Source organism: Paucibacter sediminis (assembly GCF_030254645.1).
In the GTDB taxonomy this organism is placed as follows: Bacteria; Pseudomonadota; Gammaproteobacteria; order Burkholderiales; family Burkholderiaceae_C; genus Paucibacter_B; species Paucibacter_B sediminis.
The window spans coordinates 4,895,621-4,916,089 of the sequence record NZ_CP116346.1 but is presented as its reverse complement, the minus strand read 5'-3'; the positions used below and the strand labels follow the sequence as shown (position 1 = coordinate 4,916,089).

The window sequence follows — 20,469 nt, the reverse complement described above, 5'->3', positions numbered from 1 at the left end:
CATGATCAAGTACCTGCTACGTCGCCTCGGCTACGGCATCGCCGTGCTGGTGGGCGTGAACCTGCTGACCTTCTTCCTGTTCTTCTCGGTCAACACGCCCGACGACATGGCGCGCCTGAACATCGGCGGCAAGCGCGTCACCCAGGAGCAGATCGAGAAGTGGAAGACCGAGCGCGGCTACGACAAGCCGCTGTACTACGACGCCGCGCAGGCGGGCAGCCAGAAGTTCACCCACACGATTCTGTGGGAGCGCTCGATCTCGCTGATGCTGCTGGACTTCGGCCGCTCGGATGCGCGCCAGGCCGTCAACATCGGGCACGAGGTCAAGGTGCGCATGGGCGTGAGCCTGCAGCTGGCGGTGCCGCTCTTCGTCCTGCAGGTGATCGTGAGCACCGCCTTCGCGCTGCTGCTGGTGTTCTTCCGCCATACCCGCATCGACTTCTGGGGCGTGGTGCTGTGCGTGCTGATGCTGTCGATCTCCAGCCTGTTCTACATCATCGTCGGCCAGTACTTCTTCTCGCGCCTGCTGCGGCTGGTGCCCATCGGCGGTTACGAGCCGGGCCTGGATGCGATCAAGTTCCTGGCCCTACCCATCGTGCTCTCGCTGCTCTCGCGCCTGGGCGGCGAGGCGCGCCTGTACCGCGCCATGTTCCTGGAGGAGGTGGGCAAGGACTATGTGCGCACCGCGCGCGCCAAGGGGCTCTCCGAACCGGTGGTGCTGTTCCGCCACGTGCTGCGCAATGCGCTGATTCCCATCATCACCAGCGCCGGCTCCTACCTGCCCTATGTGTTCCTGGGCAGCCTGGTGTTCGAGAGCTTCTTCGGCATCCCCGGCCTGGGCGCCTTCATCATCGAGGCCATCTCGGGCCAGGATTTCGCCATCGTGCGCACCATGGTGTTCCTGGGCGCAGCCCTTTATGTGGCCAGCAATGCGCTCATCGACCTGGCCTACACCTGGGTGGATCCGCGCGTGCGGCTGTCCTGAGCCCCACATCGAAGATTAGGAATCATGTCGTCGTTCAAGATCGTCGTGCTCTGGACCGATGTGGCCCTGTGGGCCATGTTCGCCGCCTTGCTGGGCTATCTGCTGCGCATCCTGCGCCAGCCCCATGTGCGCGTCACCTGGGCGCGCGTGCTGCGCGATGCGGCCTCCTGCTGTGCCGGCGTGGTGCTGCTGCTGTTCATGGCGGTGACGCTGCTGGACAGCCTGCATTTCCGCCGCGCCCTGGATGGGGCCGAGGGCGCCGGCGCGACGGGCCAGCAGTTCTACAGCACCCGCACCGAATCGCTGCTCGACCTGCTGCTGGTGCGCCAGGTGGCGATGCGCGAGACCAGCTATTCGGCGCCGCTGGCCTACCAGGGTTTCAACAAGGACAACATCAGCGAGGGTGGTGAGGTGCGCCGCGACTACCCGCGCCTGCAGTTCGGCGGCGCCCATCTGCGCCTGCCGGCCGAGCAATGGGCGGGCGATGTGCTGGGCCGCGCCCTGCGCGGGCTGGCCTGGGGCCTGCTGGCCGTGCTGCTGCTGGGCCTTGCCATGACGGCGGCGCTCGCCGCCGGCCATGGCGGCTGGCGGAGGGCGCTGCAGGACCTGCTGCGCGACCGCACGCATTACCCGCTGCGCGCGGTGCTGCTGACCCTGGCGGTCACCGCGCTGCTGAGCGGGCCCAGCATCGCGCTGATGGACCATTACCATGTGTTCGGCACCGACCGCACCGGCAACGACGTGCTCTACCAGGCGCTCAAGAGCATACGCACCGCCTTCGTGATCGGCGCGCTCTCCACCCTCGCGACCCTGCCGCTGGCCCTGGTGCTGGGCATCCTGGCCGGTTACTTCAAGGGCTGGGTGGACGAGCTGATCCAATACCTCTACACCCTGCTGACCTCGGTGCCCAATGTGCTGCTGATTGCCGCCTGCGTGCTGATGGTGCAGGTCTTCCTCGACAAGAACCCCGATCTGTTCGAGACCGGCGTGGAGCGCGCGGACCTGAAGATGTTCCTGCTGTGCCTGATCCTGGGCGTGACGGGCTGGGCCACGCTGTGCCGGCTGATCCGCGGCGAGACGCTCAAGCTGCGCGAGCTGGACTATGTGCAGGCCGCCACCGCCTTCGGCGTCGGGCCGCTGCGCATCATGTGGCGCCACATCGTGCCCAATGTGATGCACCTGGTGCTGATCACCACGGTGCTGAGCTTCTCGGACCTGATCCTCTACGAGGCGGTGCTGACCTATGTGGGGGTGGGCGTGGACCCGGGCATGAACAGCTTTGGCGGCATGATCAATCTGGCGCGCGCCGAGATGTCGCGCGACCCGCTGGTGTGGTGGAGCTTTGCGGCGGCCTTCGGCTTCATGGTGAGCCTGGTGCTGGCCGCCAACCTGTTTGCCGATGGCGTGCGCGATGCCTTCGACCCGCGCGCCCGCAGCCTGCGCCCGCGCGTGCTGGGCCTGGCCAAGACCCGCAAGGCCTGAACATGCTGCACATCGACGATCTCAAGGTCACCCTGGATGCCGATGCCGGCCTGGTGCGCGCCATCGACGGCATGCAGCTGACGCTCCAGCGCGGCGAGACCTTTGCCCTGGTGGGCGAATCGGGTTGCGGCAAGAGCATGACGGCGCTGGCGCTGATGCGCCTGCTGCCCGACAACGGCCGCATCACGGCAGGGCGGCTGGAGCTGGACGGGCGCGAGGTGTTCGGGCTCAGCGAGGCGCAGATGCGCGGCGTGCGCGGCGGCCGCATCGGCATGATCTTCCAGGAGCCCGCCACCAGCCTGAATCCGGTCATGCGGGTGGGCGCGCAGATCGTCGAGGCGATCGAGGCGCACACCGCTTTGCGCGGCGCCCAGGCGCGCGCCAAGGCGATCGACTGGCTGAGGCGGGTCGGCATTCCCGAGCCCGAGCGCCGCATCGACGAATATCCGTTCCGCCTGTCGGGAGGGCAGAAGCAGCGCGTCATGATCGCGATGGCGCTGGCCGCAGAGCCGGACTTCCTGATCGCCGACGAACCCACCACCGCGCTGGACGTGACGATACAGGCGCAGATCCTGCAACTACTCAAGGAACTGCAGCGCGAGCGCGGCCTGGGCCTGCTGCTCATCACCCACGATCTGGCGGTGGTGGCCGGCATGGCGCACCAGGTGGCGCTGATGTATGCGGGCCAGATCGTCGAGCTGGCGCCCGCGACCGAGTTCTTTGCCGCGCCCAAACACCCCTATGCGCGGCTGCTGTTGCAAGCCCTGCCGGATGCCGGCAAGCGCGGCGCGGCCCTGGCTGCCATCGCCGGCACGGTGCCGCCGCTGTGGTTGCAGTTCGAGGGCTGCCGTTTTGCGCCGCGCTGCGACCGCGCCATGCGGCACTGCGCCGCGCAGCCACCGCAGCTGAGCCAGGTGGCACCGACGCATGAGGCGCGTTGCCTGCTCTACAGCGCGCCCGGCGAGGCCCTGCCGGCCGCCGCACCGGCGCGGCCCGACACCGCCCCGGCCGCGGCGCCAGCGCCGGGCGCGCAGCCCCTGCTGGCGGTGCGCGATCTGCGCGTCGTCTACCGCCTCGGTGGTGGGCTGTGGGGCGGCGGCCAGCGCGAGTTCCGGGCGGTGGACGGCGTGTCCTTCGACATCCCTGCAGGGCAGACCCTGGCCCTGGTGGGTGAATCGGGCTGCGGCAAGACCACCTCGGGCAAGGCCATCGTGCAATTGCTGCGCCAGCAGGCGCGCATCGAGGGTCAGGCCTTGCTGGATGGCGTGGACCTGTTCGGTCTGCAGGGTCAGGCCTTGCGCGCGGCGCGCCGCCAGGTGCAGATCATCTTCCAGGATCCGTTCGCCTCGCTGAACCCGCGCATGCGCGTCATGGAGGTGCTGGAAGAGGGCCTGCTGGCGCTGCGCCCCGAGCTGGACGCGCCAGCGCGGCGCGAGCTGCTGCTGGCGCTGCTGGACCAGGTGGGCCTGCGGCGCGATGCCCTGGAGCGTTTCCCGCACGAGTTTTCGGGTGGTCAGCGCCAGCGCATCGCGATCGCGCGTGCGCTCGCGGTCCAGCCCAGGCTGATCGTCTGCGACGAGCCGACCTCGGCGCTGGATGTCTCGGTGCAGGCCCAGATCCTCAATCTGCTGCGCGAACTGCAGCGCAGCCAGGGCCTGGCCTTTCTCTTCATCACCCACAACATCGGCGTGGTGGAGTACATCGCCGACGCCGTGGCGGTGATGCAGGGCGGTGCGATCGTCGAAGCGGGACGCACCGATTCGGTGCTTGAACGGCCGCAGCACGCCTACACGCGCAGCCTGCTGCAGGCCGTGCCGCGGCTGGGTCCGGCGCCCATGACCTTAGGCAGTTGACAAGCCCTTGTTCACGTGGGTCGTCCGGCGTGGCGTTGTTGCAACGAAGGGGCCCGAGGTTACCGCTGGGTTTCCTGGGGTAAGCGCTGTGTTTTCAATGACTTACGGCACTTAGCCGAAGGCCCTAGGGACATTACGGGGGAAGCTGACGCGTGACTGAATTGACACTCGCACGACCCCAATCTGAGATGGATGCTCAGGCCAAGGTCGAGCCTTATCGTGGCTCGCCAAGCGTGCCCAGTTTCAGTACGCGAATGTTTCTCACAAAGGAGTCCTTACATGTTCAAGAGGAAGAGCGTTAACGTCGCCGTCCTGCTCGCCCTGGGCGCTGCCCTGCCCGGCGTTGCAATGGCGCAAGAATCACTGCAGCGTGTCGAGATCACCGGTTCACGCATCAAGACCATCGACACCGAGGGCCAGAGCCCGGTCGTGGTGCTGGGCGCCGAAGCCATCAAGGCCGACGGTATCCGTACCGCGGAAGGCCTGCTGAACAACCTGCCCCAGGTCTTCGCCGACTACGGCGGCAGCGTGTCGAACGGCTCCACCGGCACCGCCACCGTCAACCTGCGCAACCTCGGCTCGAGCCGCACCCTGGTGCTGGTGAACGGTCGCCGCATGCCTGCCGGCAGCCCGCGCAACACCGCCGCTGACTTGAACCAGATCCCGGTTTCGATGATCAGCCGCGTTGAAATCCTGACCGGCGGCGCTTCCGCCGTGTACGGTGCCGACGCCGTGGCCGGCGTGGTCAACTTCATCCTGAAGGACAACTTCCAGGGTGTGGAGTTCGACGCCACCTACTCGGGCTACAACCACCAGCAGAACAACCCCTCGGGCGTGGCTGACATCGTCGCCGGCCGTGCCAAGACCAACCCGACCGGCTTCCAAGTCCCTGGCGACAAGGGCCTGGACGGCATCACGCGCGAATTCAGCGTCACCGTGGGCGGCAACTTCGCCGACGGCAAGGGCAATGCCACGCTGAATTTCACGGCCCACAAGGAAAACGCGCTGCTGCAAAGCGAGCGCGATTTCTCGTCCTGCTCGCTGGGCATTGCTTCTGGCGGCAAGGCCTTCAACTGCGGCGGCTCGTCCACCAGCTACCCCGGCCGTTTCTTCCTGAACCAGGGCAGCTTCACGGTGGCTGATGCCGCCGGCAATGCACGTCCGTTCTCGGCCGCGACCGACCAGTACAACTTCGGCCCGTTGAACTACTTCCAGCGCCCGGCTGACCGCTACTCGGCCACCGCGATCGCGCACTACGACATCAACGACATGGCCCGCGTGTACGCACAGCTGGGCTTCCACGATGACCACACCGTGGCACAGATCGCACCTAGCGGTCTGTTCGTGTTCGACACCTCCACCGCCGGTGGCATCAAGTTCGAGAACCCCTTCCTGACGGACTCGTGGAAGGCCGTGCTGGCTGCGTCCAACGCCGATGAAGGCAAGACCTTCAACAAGGCTGGCGATGTCGCCAACATCCTGATCGCGCGTCGCAACGTCGAAGGCGGCGGCCGTCAGGATGACCTGCGCCACACCTCCTACCGCGCCATCGTCGGCGTGAAGGGCGATATCGGTGCCTGGAGCTATGACGCATTCGGCCAGGTCGCTCGCGTGGTCTACCAAGAGACCTACAAGAACGACTTCTCCAACAACCGCATCGGCAAGTCGCTGGATGCCGTGAAGGACGCCAACGGCAACATCGTCTGCCGCTCGGCCCTGGACGGCTCCGACCCGAACTGCGTGCCCTACAACATCTGGGCGCTGGGCAAGGTGACTCCTGAGGCGCTGGCCTATCTGCAGACCCCGGGCTTCCAGAAGGGCTTCACCAACCAGGGCGTGTTTGGCGCCTCGGTGGCCGGTGACCTGACCGAGTACGGCCTGAAGCTGCCGACCGCACGCTCTGGCGTGGGCGTCGCCTTCGGTGTGGAGCGTCGCACCGAGCAGCTGGAACTGTCGACCGACTCGGCCTTCACCACCGGTGACCTGGCTGGCCAGGGCGGCCCCACCATCGGCGTGGGCGGCAAGTACAGCGTGGACGACATCTACGGCGAAGTGCGCGTGCCGCTGGCCGAGCGTCAGCCCTACGCCTACGCGATGAACCTGAACGCTTCGTACCGCCATTCGAAGTACAGCACCGGCCCGCAGACCGATACCTACGGTACCGGCCTCGAGTGGTCGCCCGTCAAGGAAGTGAAGCTGCGCGCCAGCTACCAGCAGGCTGCACGTTCGCCCAATGTGGTTGAGCTGTACGCTTCGCAGTCGCAAGGCCTTTACAACAACGACAGCGATCCTTGCGCCGGCACCGCGCCCACCGCCACCCTGGCGGAATGCGCACGCACCGGCGTGACGGCGGCCCAGTACGGCAAGATCATCGACAGCCCGGCTGGCCAGTACAACGGCCTGTTCGGTGGCAACCCCAACCTGAAGCCTGAGACTGCCAACAGTATCACCTTCGGTGTGGTGGCCTCGCCGCTGAAGGACCTGAACGTCTCGCTGGACTACTTCTCGATCAAGCTGAAGGACGCCATCAGCGCCCTGCCGCCGACGACCACGCTGTCGCAGTGCCTGAAGACTGGCGATCCGAAGTTCTGCAGCCTGATCCAGCGCGACAAGTTCGGCTCGCTGTGGCTGACCACCGGTGCCCAGATCATCTCGACCAACATCAACGTTGCGTCGCAGAAGACCCAGGGCCTGGACGTGGGCGTGGACTACGGCATGCGCCTGGGCGACATGGGCAAGCTGGACCTGAGCTTCCTGGGTACCTACCTGAAGGAACTGGCCTACGAGACCGTGCCTGGCCTGGGTTCGTTTGACTGCGCTGGCTACTACGGCTCGACCTGCGGCACGCCCGCTCCGAAGTGGCGTCACAAGCTGCGCGCTTCCTGGGCTACCCCCTGGGGCATCAACGCAGCTCTGACCTGGCGCTATTTCGGCAAGGTTGACGTGGATGCAAGCAGCAGCAACGAGCAACTGGCTGGTACGGTGAGCGAAATCAGCAAGACCTTCAGCGCCCAGAACTATCTGGACCTGTCGGCCTCTTACAAGCTGACGAAGAACATCACGCTGGCCGCCAGCATCAACAACCTGCTGGACAAGGATCCCCCGCTGGCCGTGACCGGCGCCCCCTTCGGCAACGGCAACACCTACCCGGTGGTGTACGACGCCCTGGGCCGTCGCATCACGCTGAACCTGAACGCCAAGTTCTAAGTTCCAGCGCGTAAGTCAAAGCGCCTGTGCTTGCACAGGCGCTTTTTTCTTTGCTGTTGTACCGTCTGAACATGAACACTTCGACATCCGGCGCTGTGCCCGGTCTGCCCGGCGAACTCGCCGACCTGGCGGCGCGTGCGCAGCAGGCCCTGATGCGGCGCGACGTGGCGGCTGCCCGTGCCCTGTTGGAGCGCCTCAGCGAGCTCCAGCCTAACAACCCGCAGCCGTGGCTGCAGCTGGCCATGCTGTTCCGCATGCTCAAGGACGAGGCCAACGAGGAGCGCGTGCTGCACCGCGCCCTGGAGGCCGACTCGCATGACTTGATGGCGCTCATCATGCGCGGCAAGTTGCTGGAGCGGCAGGGCCGCACGCACGAGGCGGTGAGCGCCTACGAGGGTGTCACCGCGGTGGCGCCGGATGCCGAACGCGTCGTCGCCGAGTTGCGTGCGCCGGTCCAGCATGCGCGCGATTACGTGCTGCGCTACAAGCAGCGTTTCGGCGATTTTGTCGATCGCTTCATCGCCGAGCAGGGCGCGCAGCTCGAGTCCAGGGAGCTGGACCGCTTCCGCCTGTCGCTCGATATCCAGTTCGGGCGCAAGAAGCGCTATGACGCGCAACCGATGGGTTACTTCATGCCGCAACTCGTGCCCGTCGAGTTCTTCGAGCGCCAGACATTTCCCTGGCTCGACGAGATCGAAGCGGCGACCGATGCGATACGCGACGAATTTCTTGGCGTGCTGGCGCAGGAGGAGGGTTTCACGCCCTATCTGACCTACGGCAGCGACGCGCCCTTGAACCAATGGGCCGAACTCAACAACTCGCCGCGCTGGAGCGCCTTTCACCTGCTCAAGGACGGCGTGCCCGTGCCCGCCAACGCGGCCAAATGCCCCCGCACCATGCAGGCGCTGGGCGCCGCCCCGCAGCCCGATCAGCCCGGGCGTACGCCGGTGGCGATGTTCTCGCTGCTCAAGCCGCGCACCCGCATTCCGCCGCATGTGGGGATCAGCAACGCGCGTCTGGTGACCCATCTGCCGTTGATCGTGCCGGCGGGTTGCGGCTTCAGGGTTGGCAACCAGGTTCGTGAATGGGTGCCCGGCCAGGCCTGGGTGTTCGACGACACCATCGAGCACGAAGCCTGGAACGACAGCGACAAGTTGCGCGTGGTCCTGATCTTCGACGTCTGGCATCCGGCCCTCAGCGAAGCGGAGCGCCGCGCCGTCACCCTGCTGACCCAGGCCGAACAGGCCTTCCTGGGCAGGGCGGGCGGCTTCGACCTCTGAGTATGAGCTGCTGCGGGTAAACACGGAACCGCGCGCTGCAATGCACCAATCAAATACCAGTAAGATACCAAATATGAAGGCGTGGGGTCTGCGACGCGGCCTACGGGGCGGCATCGGCGCCAAGTGAGCTTCGCGCCGGGCTGGGGTAAGCCCCATGTCAGGCGCGAATCCCATCTCGGTTATGATCTCGGCCGACGGAGCAGGGTCCAAATGTAGTGAAACTACAGACGGAAGCCGGCTTTCGTTGCGCCCGTGGCCGCAAGCCAGCGGGCATTTTTTGTTGAGTCGGGTTTCCGTCGTGCCCAGTGCTTTCGTTGATCGCAGGTCTTGAAATGCTGGGTCAGGAGGCGTCCCTCGTGCAGGCGCTGTGAAGAGTCGTACTCCCCCACGTGTCTTGATGAATGAGTTTCGCAGTCTTATGAAGGAGCGCGCATGAACTTTGCGCAGGAGAACAACGGCTCGTCGCGCGTGACAGGTTTCGGTGTCGTGGTGGTGATCCACGTATTCCTGATCTGGGCGCTGGCAAGCGGTTTGGCCCGCAAGGCCGTTGAGGCCATCAAGGGTCCGATCGATGTGAAGGTGGTGGAGGAGAAGGTCAAGCCGCCGCCGCCGGTGGAGAAGCTGTTGCCGCCTCCGCCCGACATGAAGGCGCCGCCGCCGCCGTTCGTGCCGCCGCCTGAGGTGCAGGTGACCGCGCCGACGCCGCCGCAACAAACGATTTCCGTCCAGAGCAACACGCCGCCGCCGACGCGCGAAGTGTCTGCCACGCCTCCGCCCAGGCCTGTGGAAGCCCCGCCGGCGCCGGTGAAGCGCGAAGGCCCGCCGAAGGCGAGCATGGTCTGTACCAAGATGGGTCAGCCCGAAGTGCCTGGCGTGAGCTGGAGTGGTGAAGCGCTGTTCAAGGTGCTGGCAACCGTCAAGTCGGGTCGCGTCACGGCCATCGAAGTCACCAGCGTGAAGATGCAGGGCGGCAACGACCGCAAGGCACAACGCGCGATGCTGGGTGCGATCGAAGCCACGCTGCGCGACAGCTATGAATGCCCGGGCGATCACGTGTTCGAGCAGGAATTCCTGTTCCGCATCAACTGATCATCCTAGTTTCCGAATACCGGGATGTGGCTGGGACCCATCCCGTTCTGTCTAACCTGAGTTCCCGATCTCTTTTGCGTAGGAGTTGACTCCATGATCTCTCGTATCTCCGCCTTGTTTGCGGCAATCGCCTTTGCTGCGACCCTGGCCGTTTCGCCCATGGCTCAAGCTCAAGCTCCTGCTGATGCCGCTTCCGCAGTGGCTGCCGATGCCGCTCCCGCTCCTGCCGCCGCGCCTGCCGCGAAGAAGGAAGAAAACCCCTACGGTCTGATGCATACCCTGTCGCATGGCGACATGGTGTCCAAGGGCGTGCTGGGCCTGCTGCTGATCATGTCCATGGGTTCGTGGTACATCCTCTTCACCAAGCTGTGGGACACCCAGAAGCTGAGCAGCGAAGCCAAGGAAGTCCGCGCCACCTTCTTCAAGAAGGCCAATCTGGCTGAAGGCGTCAAGGGCCTGAACGAAACCGGCGCATTCCGCTACATCGCTCAGAGCGCCATCGAGGCTTCCGAGCACCATGAAGGCGCGCTGACCGAGAACATCGACCACAACACCTGGGTGACGATGAACATCGATCGCTCGGTGGCAGAAGTGCAGAGCCGCGTGCAAGGCGGCCTGGGCTTCCTGGCAACCGTCGGTTCGACCTCTCCCTTCATCGGCCTGTTCGGCACGGTGTGGGGCATTCTGCAAGCGCTGACCGCCATCGGTGTGGCCGGCCAGGCTTCGATCGACAAGGTGGCTGGCCCTGTGGGTGAAGCCCTGATCATGACCGCCATCGGTCTGGCCGTCGCTGTGCCGGCCGTGCTGGGTTACAACTGGCTGGTGAACCGCAACAAGTCGGTGATCGCGCAAGTGCGTGCCTTCGCTGGCGACCTGCACGGCGTGCTGATGGGCAACCGTCAAGTCAAGCGCTAATCGATAGCCCCGGAGCACCATCATGGGCATGAACGTCGGATCATCTTCCGGCGATGATGAAGTGGTCTCGGCCATCAACACCACGCCCCTCGTGGACGTGATGTTGGTGCTGCTGATCATCTTTCTCATCACCATTCCGGTGGTGACGCAGTCGGTGGCGTTGAATCTCCCCAAGGAGACCAACCAAGTCCGCGTTACCAAGCCGGAAAACATTGAAATCGCGGTGACCAAGGACGGCGACGTCTACTGGTACACCGCCCTGGTGCCGGACAACGAGGCCCTGGTCACACGCCTGAAGAAGGTTTCGGTGCTCAATCCGCAGCCCGAAGTCCATATTCGCGGCGACGACAAGGCTCGTTACGAATCGGTGGGCCGCGTGATGGTGGCTTGCCAACGTGCCGGCATCCTGAAGATCAGCTTCGTCACCGAGCCTCCGGCTCGCGGTGGTTGAGCCCAGGAGAACAGCATGGGAATGAATGTTGGTAGTTCGAGCGGCTCGGACGAACCGGAAGTGATGATGGACGTCAACACGACGCCCCTCATCGACGTGATGCTGGTGCTGCTGGTGATGTTGATCATCACCATCCCCATCCAGCTGCATTCGGTGAATCTGGACATGCCCGCGGGCAACCCGCCGCCTCCGCTCAAGGAGCCGGTGGTGCACGAAGTCTTCATCGACTTCGACGGCACGGTGAGCTGGGATGGCGTGGCGCTGGCCGATCAGGCCAGCGTGGAAGCCAAGCTGGCCGAAATCGCTGCCATGGCTGACCAGGAAGAGGTGCACATCAAGCCCAACAAACTGGTCGAGTACGGTAATGTGGCCGCAGTGATGGCCGCGGCGCAGCGACTCGGTGTCAAGAAGATGGGCATGGTCGGCAACGAACAGTTCCTGAACTGATGACCGCTTGATTGAATTGAACGCGCTGTCCGCAAGGCCGGCGCGTTTTTCTTCGTAGGAGATAGACGAATGAAGCTCAAAAGCTTGGCCTCGGCGACCCTGGGTGCCGCGGCATTGATGTTCAGCCTGAGCCCGCAGGGCGAGCTTGGGTTTGCTCAAGCCGTCGCGCAGGCCGAAACCGTGCGTCCCGAAGTGGGCAAGCATCTGAAAGATGCCTCGGCCCTCATCAAGGGTGGCAAGTACAAGGAAGCGCTGGCCAAGGTGCGTGACGCCGAAGCCGTGGCGGGCCGGACCGCCGCCGAGAACAATGCGATCGAAGGCATGCGCGTGGCCGCTGCGTCGGGCGCGGGCGACGCCGAGTCCATGGTGCGGGGCTTCGAGGCACTGAAGGCCGCCGGCAAGCTGGCTGGCCCCAGCCAGCTGCAGATGATGGAGTCGATTGCCGGCACCTATCTGCGCGGTGGCAATGCCGCCAAGGCACTGGAATGGTCCAACAAATACTTCGCGGCCGGCGGCAGCAGCCCGACCATGAAGCAGGTGCAGAGCCAGGCGCAGTTCAAGTCCGGCGACATGGGCGCCGTGCTGAAGGACACGCTGGCCGAGTTGCAGGCGGACGAGAAGGCCGGCAAGGTGCCGACCCAGGACAAGCTGAACCTGCTGCTGTATGCGGCCCAGAAGAAGAACGATGCCGGCGCGGAGGCCTTTGCCACCGAGAAGCTGCTGAACTACTACCCCACCAAGCAGCTGTGGGCCCAGTTGCTCGGCAGCCTGCCGAGCAAGAAGGGTTTCTCGGACCGCTTCGCCCTGGACGTCTACCGCCTCAAGCTGGTCACCGGCAATATGCGCGACGCCAACGACTACATGGAAATGGCGCAGCTCGCTGCCCAGGCCGGCTATCCCGACGAGGGCAAGCAGGTGGTCGACAAGGGCCTGGCCGCCAATGTGCTGGGCCAGGGTACCGAGGGCGCGCGCCACAAGCGCCTGGCCGACCTGCTGGCCAAGAAGATCGCCGAGGCCAAGGCCGCCCAGACGGGTGCCGAGAAGGACGCTCAGGAAGCCAAGGACGGCAATGCGCTGATCACCCTGGGTCTGGCTTTTGCCCATCGCGGCGAGGCCGCCAAGGGCGTCAAGCTGATCGAGCAGGGCATCGAGAAGGGCAATCTGAAGCGCCCCGAAGATGCCAAGCTCTACCTGGGTCTGGCCCAGTTCATCGGCGGCGATGCGGTCAAGGCGCAAGCCACCTGGCGCGGCGTCAAGGGCACGGACGGCGTCGCCGATCTGGCACGTCTGTGGAGCGTGCAGGCGCGCACCAGCAAGAAGTGATGCGCGGCTGACTTGAGCACGCATAAAAAAGGCCCCGGAGTGGCAACACTCCGGGGCCTTTTGTCTTGCAAGCCCGCGTAGGATTATTTCGGTGCCATGCGGATCGCGCCGTCCAGGCGGATCACCTCACCGTTGAGCATCTCGTTGGTGACGATCTGGTGCACCAGCTTGGCATAGTCATCGGGACGACCGAGGCGCGAGGGGAAGGGCACGCTGGCGGCCAGCGCATCCTGCACCTCCTGCGGCATGCCGAACAGCATCGGCGTGCCGAAGATGCCGGGGGCGATGGTCATGTTGCGGATGCCGTTGCGCGCCAGATCGCGCGCGATCGGCAGCGTCATGCCCACCACGCCGCCCTTGGACGCGGCATAGGCCACCTGGCCGATCTGGCCGTCATAGGCGGCCACCGAGGCGGTCGAGATCATCACGCCGCGCTCGCCGGTGGCCTCAGGCTCGTTCTTGCACATGGCCTCGGCGGCCAGGCGGATCATGTTGAAGCTGCCCACCAGGTTCACATTGATGACCTTGGCAAACAGCGCCAGCGGATGCGCGCCATCCTTGCCCACCGTTTTCACCGCCGGTGCGATGCCGGCGCAGTTCACCAGGCCCATCAGCTTGCCCAGGCTCAGCGCCTTGGCGATTACTGCCTGGCCATCGGCCTCCTGGCTTACATCGCACTTGACGAATGCGCCGCCCAGTTCGGCCGCCAGGGCCTCGCCGCGCTCGGCCTGCAAGTCCGCGATCACGACCTTGGCGCCCTCGCGCGTGAGCATGCGTGCCGTGCCTTCGCCCAGGCCCGAGGCGCCGCCTGTGACGATGAATACCTTGCCTGCGATCTCCATGATGCTTTCTCCAGCTGAGTGACGTTAACGTAAACGTCAATTGTCGGGCAAAAACAAAGCCGCTGAGAAGCGGCTTGTGGGCTTTGCGGCTTGCGCGGGATCAGCTCAGTGCGGCGAGGGCGCGCTGGGTGATCTCATCCACCGAGCCGATGCCTTCGATGCGACGGTACTTGGGCGCCTGGGCATCGCCCTGGGCGGCCCAGTTCGAGTAGTAGTCCACCAGCGGTCGCGTCTGCGCCTGGTAGACGTCCAGGCGTTTGCGCACGGTTTCTTCCTTGTCGTCGTCGCGCTGGATCAGTTCCTCGCCGGTGAGGTCATCCTTGCCATCCGCCTTGGGCGGATTGAACTTGACGTGGTAGGTGCGGCCCGAGGCCACATGCACGCGCCGGCCACTCATGCGTTCGATGATGGCGCTGTTGGGTACATCGATCTCGAGCACGAAATCCAGTTTCACGCCGGCCGCCTTCATGGCGTCGGCCTGCGGGATGGTGCGGGGGAAACCATCGAACAAAAAGCCCTTGGCGCAATCGGCCTGGGCAATGCGTTCTTTCACCAGGCCGATGATGATCTCGTCGCTGACCAGGCCGCCGGCGTCCATGATCTTCTTCGCGGCCAGACCCATTTCGGTGCCGGCCTTGACGGCGGCACGCAGCATGTCGCCGGTGGAAATTTGCGGGATGCCGAATTTCTGGCAGATGTAGGCCGCTTGGGTGCCTTTACCGGCGCCGGGCGCGCCAAGAAGAATCAGTCGCATGGGTCTCCTCAATACTCAACAAGGGCTGCCCAACCCTTGGGCCGGCCCCAGACACTGCCGGCGAGGATAGCATGGGCAAGCCTACTGGCCGCTGACGCGCGGCAGGCCGACGATGGGGTGTAACCCGGGGCTAGCCGGCCGCCGGGCCCGCGGCAACGAGGGCACGCACGCGCGCCAGATCCTCGGGGGTGTCGACGCCGGGCCCCGGCTGCTGCTCGCTCACGTGCACCGCGATGCGTTCGCCATGCCAGAGCACGCGCAGCTGCTCCAGTGCCTCGATCTGCTCCAGCGGGCTCACCGCCAGGCTGGGAAAGCGGCGCAGGAAGCCGGCGTGGTAGCCGTACAGGCCGACATGACGCAGCACTGCACCGGCATGCGGTTGCGCGCCGCCGCCGGGCGCATCGCGCCACCAGGGAATGGGCGCGCGCGAGAAGTACAGCGCGGTTCGGCGCGCATCGGTCACCAACTTCACCACATTGGGGTTGGCGAATTCCTCGACGCTGTCGATGGCATGCGCCACCGTGCTCATCACGCAGTCGGGCCGCTCGGCCAGCAGCGCGGCGCAGGCGCGGATCATGGCCGGCTCGATCAGCGGCTCGTCACCCTGCACATTCACCACCAGGTCCTGGCCATCCAGCCCGAGCAGGCCGCAGGCCTCGGCCAGGCGGTCGCTGCCGCTGGGGTGGTCGGGGCGCGTCAGCAGGGCGCGCACGCCATGCGCGGCGCAGGCCGCCACAACCTCCGGCGCATCGCTGGCCACCACCACCTGCGCGGCGCCCGCGAGCGCGGCGCGCTGCGCCACCCGCACCACCATGGGCAGCCCATGGATGTCGGCCAGCGGCTTGTTGGGCAGCCGCGTGGAGGCCAGGCGCGCCGGGATGATGACGCTGAACTTCATGCCGCGGGCATGCTCGGCTGGGCCGGTGCCGTTGACGCGGGATCGATGGCGCGCGCCTCGTTCTCCAGCATCACCGGAATGCCGTCGCGCACCGGGAAGGCCAGGCGATCGGCGTGGCAGACCAGCTCGCGGCCAGTTTCGTGGCGCAGATGTTCCAGCGGGCCCTTGCAGATGGGGCAGACCAGCATTTCCAGCAATCTTGTGTCCATGATCTCTAGCGCAGCAGCCCCTGCACCGCGGTGCGCAAGGCCTGCTGAAAAGCGTGTTCGGGGCTGAAGTCTAGCGCCACCACCCAGATCGGCACGCCGCCGCAGCACGCCGGGTCCAGCTTGACGGCATCCTTTTCGGTCACCAGCACCGCCGCGCTGCGGCCGGCCCAGGGCAGGGTACGAAAGTCGTAGTGGTCCGGCAGCGGCAGCTCCTCGAAGCTCAGGCCGGCCTCGCGCAGCATCGCGAAGAAGCGCCCCGGCTGCGCCATGCCGGCGGCCGCCAGCAAGACCTGACCCCGCAGGGCCTGCAGGGCCTCGGCACTGGCGGGTGCGCCCTGCCACCAGTCGGCCAGGCCGACCGCGCCACGCAGACGCCGCTGCGCCAGGAAGCCCGGCAGCGCGGTGCTGGGCCTTGCCGCGTTGTAGAGCACCAGCTGGGTCGCGGCGCTGCCCGGCGGCGCCGGCAGGGGGCCGCGCTGGCGCAGCGGGCCGGCCGGCAGCAGGCGGCCGTTGCCCAGGCCGCGCTCGTCGAACACCAGCACGCTGAGTTGGCGCGGCAGGCGCCAATGCTGCAGGCCGTCGTCGCTGATCAGGATCTGCAGCTCCGGGTGGGCTTCCAGCAGGGCGCTTGCGGCGGCACTGCGGTCGCGCCCCACGGCCACCGGCACGCGCGCGCGCAGATGGATCAGCAGCGGCTCGTCGCCCACCTCGCGGGCCGACGACGCCGCGCTCACCAGGGCCAGCGGCTGCGCCTCGGCGCGGCCGTAACCGCGCGAGATCACACCGGCGCGCAGCTTCAGCGCGGCCAGCTGCTCCAGCAGATAGAGGGTGGTGGGGGTCTTGCCGGCGCCGCCGACGATCCAGTTGCCGACCACGATCACCGGCACCGGCAGGCTGGCGCTGCGTTTGATCCGCAGCCGGTAGAGCAGCACGCGCAGGCGCAGCAGGGCGGCGTGCAGGGCGCCCAGCGGGCGCAAGGCCTGGGCCAGCCAGTCGTCGTCCCGCCAGGCCGCCTGGATGCGCTCGGCCCAGCCCATCCTAGAGCGTGTTTGCGACCCCGTCATAGCGCCCGTTGCCTCGCAAAGGCAGGGGATGCAAGGCGCAAACCGCAGCCGGGTTGGACACCCGGCGAGGATTTGCAACGCCGCAGACGCTGTCTTTGCGGGGCAACCCGAAGGGCAAGACAGCCCAGGGGCGCACTCGTCGTTGCCCACCTTGGCCAGGCGACGAGCCTGGCCTGCGGCGCGCGCCTAGATTGCGCCCCTGGGCTGCCTTGCGGGCACCATGACGGGGTCGCAAACACGCTCTTAGGGGCTGCCGGCGGTCGCCTGGCTGGCGAAGGTCAGGCGCGGCAGGCCGGCGCGGCGCGCGGCGTCCATCACATTGATCACCGCCTGGTGCGGCGTGGCAGCGTCGGCCGAGACGATCACCACCGCATCGCTGCGGCCCTCGGCGGCGGCGCGCAGCGCGCTGGCCAGCGCATCGACCGTGCGCCCATCCACCGCCTGGCGGTTGATGGCGTAGCGGCCCTCGGCCGAGACCGCGACGATGACCTCGCCCGGCCGCTCCTTCAGCTTCTCGGCATCGGCCGTGGGCAGGGTGATCTGCAGCTCGGTGAAGCGCGAGTAGGTGGTGGACAGCATCAGAAAGATCAGGATCACCAACAGCACGTCGATGAAGGGGATCAGGTTGATCTCCGGCTCCTCCGAGCCACGGCGGCGGAACTTCATTTGCTGGCGGGCTGCAGCGGCGGCAGGCAGTAGCGGCTCAGGTGCGAGAGAAAGCGCTCGCTGGCCTGTTCCATCTCCACCACATAGGCTTCCACCCGGCCACGGAAGTAGCGGTAGAACATCAGTGAAGGGATGGCGATGATGAGGCCAAAGGCGGTGTTGTAGAGCGCGATCGAGATGCCGTGCGCCAGCATCGTCGGGTTGTTGCCGGTGGGGCTCTGGCTGCCAAAGATCTCGATCATGCCCACCACCGTGCCCAGCAGGCCCAGCAGCGGCGCCGCGGTGGCGATGGTGCCCAGGGTATTCAGGTAGCGCTCCATCTGGTGGATGGCATGGCGGCCGGACAGCTCGAAGCTCTGGCGCAGGCGTGTCTCGGGGATGCGCGGCTCCAGGATCACGGCGCGCAGGCCGCTGGCCAGCACCTGGCCCAAGAGCGAGTTCTCGCTCAGCTTGCTGACCACGTCCAGGCTGGGCAGTTGCTGGCTGGTGACGCCCAGCACCTCGTCCAGCAGCTGGCCGGGTGCGACGCGCGAGGCGCGCAGGCTGGAGAAGCGTTCAATCACCAGGGCCAGGGCCACGACGGAGCACAGAAGCAGGGGCCAGATCGGCCAACCGGCGGCTTGTATGATCGAAAACAAAGGCTACCCCTCTCAGGACTTGGTCGGCTTGTTCATGGTGCTCGGCGCCGCACAACAGGCTGCGCCGCACTGCGGGGGCGATTATGGCCCCAAGCCCGGCGCTCCAAGACAAGCGGGCGGGCGGATTTTGGTCAGGGTTTGTGCCTCCGAAGTCATCCACTTTTGCTGTGGATAACTTTGTGCGTAACTGGGCTGGCATCGGCCCCGGAGCACGCAGAATCGGGCCCAAGGACAAATTGCCTCATTTTTAAGCAGGAAAAAGCTCTTGAAATTCAAGCGTTTATGGCTCTGTGACGGTCGCATGACGTCCCGCATGGGCCGCCAGGCCAGTATTGGCGCGGCTGTGGAGTTCTGGACCCGCGCCAGCATTGGGTTTGCGCATGGTTGAGCCCTTCAAACCCGCTCCAACACGGCTGGTCTGGGGCGTGCAGGCGCTGCTGACGGCGGTCTCCGACAGCCTCGCCAGCCGCTATGCCAACTGCACCGTCGAGGGCGAGTTGTCGGGTTTCACCCGTGCCGCCAGCGGCCATTGCTATTTCAGCCTGAAGGACGCCGATGGCGCCACGGCGCTGCTGCGCTGCGCCATGTTCCGGCGTGCCGCCAGCCTGGTGGACTTCGCGCCGGGCGACGGCCACCGGGTCGAGGTGCGCGGCCGGCTGGCGCTCTATGAGCCGCGCGGCGAGCTGCAATTCGTCGTCGAGGCGATGCGCCGCGCCGGTGCCGGTGCGCTCTATGAGCAGTTCCTGCGCCTGAAGGCCAAGCTGGAGGCGCAGGGCCTGTTCGATGCCGAGCGCAAGAGGCCCCTGCCGGCCTATGCACGCCGCATCGGCGTCATCACCTCTACCGCCGGTGCGGCCCTGCATGACGTGCTGACGGCGCTGCAACGGCGTGCACCGCATGCCGAGGTGTTCGTCTATCCCAGCCTGGTGCAGGGGCCGGAGGCGCCCGACAGCCTGGTGCGCGCCCTCCAGCTTGCCAACGAGCGCGGCGATGCCGAGTTGCTGCTGCTGTGCCGCGGCGGCGGTTCGCTGGAGGACCTGTGGGCCTTCAACGACGAGCGCGTGGTGCGCGCGGTGGCCGCCTCGGCCCTGCCGGTGATCTGCGGCGTCGGCCACGAGACCGACTTCAGCCTGGCCGATCTGGCCGCCGACCTGCGCGCGCCCACCCCCACCGCGGCGGCGGAACTGGCGACGCCCTCGCGCTCGTCCTGTCTGGATGCGCTGGACGCCCTGGCGCGCACGCTGCGGCGCCGGCTCGAGCAGCGCCTGGATGCCGCCGCCCAGCGCCTGGACCGCGTCGCCCTGCGGCTGGCGCGGCCGAGCGACAGCCTGACGCGCCAGCGCCGGCGCCTGGCCTTGCTGGCACAGCGCTGGGGTCAGGTCTTGCCGCGGCTGCAGGGCCTGCAGGCGCAGACCCTCCGGCATCAGCAGCAAAGGCTCGTGCGCGTGCTGCCGCAGCAGCTCGAACGGCAGGCGCGTCGGCTCGACACGCTGGCGCAGCGCCTCGCTGCGCTGGACCCGCACCGGGTGCTGGCACGCGGCTATGCCTGGCTGGACGACGGGCAGGGCCGGGCGCTGAGTTCGGTACGGCAGCTGCAGCTCGGCGCGGCCGTGCATGCGGTGCTGGCGGACGGTCAGGCCGAACTGCAGGTGCTGGCGCTTAAACCCGATGCCGCGGCCTGAATCCCCGCACCCGAAAAGGTTGGCCCAAGCTGCCTACAATCGCGCCGATCTTTAGCCCCACTTGCGAATCAGAGGAGTCTCCATGGAACATACCTTGCCCGCCTTGCCCTATGCCAAGGACGCACTGTCCCCCCACTACAGCGCCGAGACGCTGGAGTTCCACCACGGCAAGCATCACAACGCCTACGTGGTGAACCTGAACAACCTGCAAAAGGGCACCGAGTTCGAGGCCATGGCGCTCGAAGAGATCGTCAAGAAGTCCAGCGGTCCGATCTACAACAACGCGGCCCAGATCTGGAACCACACCTTCTTCTGGAACTGCATGAAGCCCAATGGCGGCGGTGCGCCGAGCGGCGCGCTGGCGGACGCCATCAACGCCAAGTGGGGCAGCTTCGACGCTTTCAAGGAAGCCTTCACCAAGAGCGCGGTGGGCAACTTCGGCTCGGGCTGGACCTGGCTGGTGAAGAAGGCCGACGGCTCGGTGGACATCGTCAACACTGGCGCCGCCGGCACGCCGCTGACCACGGCCGACAAGGCGCTGCTGACCGTCGACGTGTGGGAGCATGCCTACTACATCGACTACCGCAATCTGCGCCCGAAGTTCGTCGAGGCCTTCCTGAACCATCTGGTGAACTGGGAGTTCGCGCAGGCCAACTTCGCCTGAGCCAGGCGGCGTCCTTGCCG

At 66.4% G+C, this 20,469-nt stretch carries 19 protein-coding genes; 12 read left to right on the top strand and 7 right to left on the bottom strand.

Annotation, left to right across the window (positions count from 1 at the left end):
- Position 1: 1 nt before the first annotated feature.
- The 10 genes from PFX98_RS22815 (at position 2) to PFX98_RS22770 (ending at position 13,032) form a co-directional block, all read left to right on the top strand.
- Positions 2-985 (top strand): ABC transporter permease, encoded by a 984-nt coding sequence (locus PFX98_RS22815; protein WP_285232774.1) that lies wholly within the window; start codon positions 2-4, stop codon positions 983-985.
- Between the two features lie 24 nt (positions 986-1,009).
- Entirely contained in the window at positions 1,010-2,467 is a 1,458-nt protein-coding gene (locus PFX98_RS22810) for an ABC transporter permease (RefSeq protein WP_285232773.1), read from the top strand.
- Positions 2,468-2,469: 2 nt separating this feature from the next.
- Positions 2,470-4,320: an ABC transporter ATP-binding protein gene (locus PFX98_RS22805; RefSeq protein ID WP_285232772.1), complete on the top strand. Its 1,851-nt coding sequence runs from the start codon at positions 2,470-2,472 to the stop codon at positions 4,318-4,320.
- Positions 4,321-4,599: 279 nt separating this feature from the next.
- Positions 4,600-7,527 carry a TonB-dependent receptor domain-containing protein gene (locus PFX98_RS22800; RefSeq protein ID WP_285232771.1) on the top strand — a complete coding sequence of 976 codons (2,928 nt, stop codon included), beginning with the start codon at positions 4,600-4,602 and terminating at the stop codon, positions 7,525-7,527.
- A gap of 71 nt (positions 7,528-7,598) precedes the next feature.
- The gene (locus PFX98_RS22795; protein ID WP_285232770.1) at positions 7,599-8,807 is read left to right on the top strand and encodes an aspartyl/asparaginyl beta-hydroxylase domain-containing protein; all 1,209 of its coding nucleotides are present in this window, start codon (positions 7,599-7,601) and stop codon (positions 8,805-8,807) included.
- A gap of 432 nt (positions 8,808-9,239) precedes the next feature.
- Positions 9,240-9,896: an ABC transporter substrate-binding protein gene (locus tag PFX98_RS22790; protein ID WP_285232769.1), complete on the top strand. Its 657-nt coding sequence runs from the start codon at positions 9,240-9,242 to the stop codon at positions 9,894-9,896.
- Between the two features lie 93 nt (positions 9,897-9,989).
- Positions 9,990-10,811 carry a MotA/TolQ/ExbB proton channel family protein gene (locus tag PFX98_RS22785; RefSeq protein WP_285232768.1) on the top strand — a complete coding sequence of 274 codons (822 nt, stop codon included), beginning with the start codon at positions 9,990-9,992 and terminating at the stop codon, positions 10,809-10,811.
- A 22-nt stretch (positions 10,812-10,833) separates the two neighbouring features.
- Positions 10,834-11,262 (top strand): ExbD/TolR family protein, encoded by a 429-nt coding sequence (locus PFX98_RS22780; RefSeq protein WP_285232767.1) that lies wholly within the window; start codon positions 10,834-10,836, stop codon positions 11,260-11,262.
- A gap of 15 nt (positions 11,263-11,277) precedes the next feature.
- On the top strand, positions 11,278-11,709 hold the full coding sequence (locus PFX98_RS22775; protein WP_285232766.1) for an ExbD/TolR family protein: 432 nt from the start codon (positions 11,278-11,280) through the stop codon (positions 11,707-11,709).
- A 69-nt stretch (positions 11,710-11,778) separates the two neighbouring features.
- A complete protein-coding gene (locus PFX98_RS22770; protein ID WP_285232765.1) occupies positions 11,779-13,032 on the top strand; it encodes a hypothetical protein in 1,254 nt (417 codons plus the stop codon).
- Between the two features lie 83 nt (positions 13,033-13,115).
- On the opposite strand, the gene PFX98_RS22765 is transcribed toward PFX98_RS22770, so the two are convergent.
- From PFX98_RS22765 to PFX98_RS22735, 7 genes are all read right to left on the bottom strand, one after another.
- The gene (locus PFX98_RS22765) at positions 13,116-13,874 is read right to left on the bottom strand and encodes a 3-hydroxyacyl-CoA dehydrogenase (protein ID WP_285232764.1); all 759 of its coding nucleotides are present in this window, start codon (positions 13,872-13,874) and stop codon (positions 13,116-13,118) included.
- 100 nt (positions 13,875-13,974) lie between these two features.
- The gene (adk, locus tag PFX98_RS22760) at positions 13,975-14,628 is read right to left on the bottom strand and encodes an adenylate kinase (protein ID WP_285232763.1); all 654 of its coding nucleotides are present in this window, start codon (positions 14,626-14,628) and stop codon (positions 13,975-13,977) included.
- A 130-nt stretch (positions 14,629-14,758) separates the two neighbouring features.
- Positions 14,759-15,526 carry a 3-deoxy-manno-octulosonate cytidylyltransferase gene (gene kdsB / locus PFX98_RS22755; protein ID WP_285232762.1) on the bottom strand — a complete coding sequence of 256 codons (768 nt, stop codon included), beginning with the start codon at positions 15,524-15,526 and terminating at the stop codon, positions 14,759-14,761.
- A complete protein-coding gene (locus tag PFX98_RS22750; protein WP_285232761.1) occupies positions 15,523-15,735 on the bottom strand; it encodes a Trm112 family protein in 213 nt (70 codons plus the stop codon). Before PFX98_RS22750 ends, kdsB begins: the two co-directional genes overlap by 4 nt.
- Before the next feature lie 5 nt (positions 15,736-15,740).
- Complete coding sequence (lpxK, locus tag PFX98_RS22745) at positions 15,741-16,772, bottom strand: tetraacyldisaccharide 4'-kinase (RefSeq protein ID WP_285232760.1); 1,032 nt, start codon at positions 16,770-16,772, stop codon at positions 15,741-15,743.
- Positions 16,773-17,042: 270 nt separating this feature from the next.
- The gene (locus PFX98_RS22740; RefSeq protein WP_285232759.1) at positions 17,043-17,465 is read right to left on the bottom strand and encodes an ExbD/TolR family protein; all 423 of its coding nucleotides are present in this window, start codon (positions 17,463-17,465) and stop codon (positions 17,043-17,045) included.
- The gene (locus PFX98_RS22735; protein WP_285232758.1) at positions 17,462-18,103 is read right to left on the bottom strand and encodes a MotA/TolQ/ExbB proton channel family protein; all 642 of its coding nucleotides are present in this window, start codon (positions 18,101-18,103) and stop codon (positions 17,462-17,464) included. The genes PFX98_RS22740 and PFX98_RS22735 overlap by 4 nt, the downstream gene beginning before the upstream one ends.
- Before the next feature lie 380 nt (positions 18,104-18,483).
- Here PFX98_RS22735 and xseA point away from each other — a divergent pair, with 380 nt between their 5' ends.
- Both xseA and PFX98_RS22725 read left to right on the top strand, forming a co-directional pair.
- A complete protein-coding gene (gene xseA / locus PFX98_RS22730; protein WP_285232757.1) occupies positions 18,484-19,785 on the top strand; it encodes an exodeoxyribonuclease VII large subunit in 1,302 nt (433 codons plus the stop codon).
- Between the two features lie 82 nt (positions 19,786-19,867).
- On the top strand, positions 19,868-20,449 hold the full coding sequence (locus tag PFX98_RS22725) for a superoxide dismutase (RefSeq protein ID WP_285232756.1): 582 nt from the start codon (positions 19,868-19,870) through the stop codon (positions 20,447-20,449).
- Positions 20,450-20,469 lie beyond the last annotated feature (20 nt).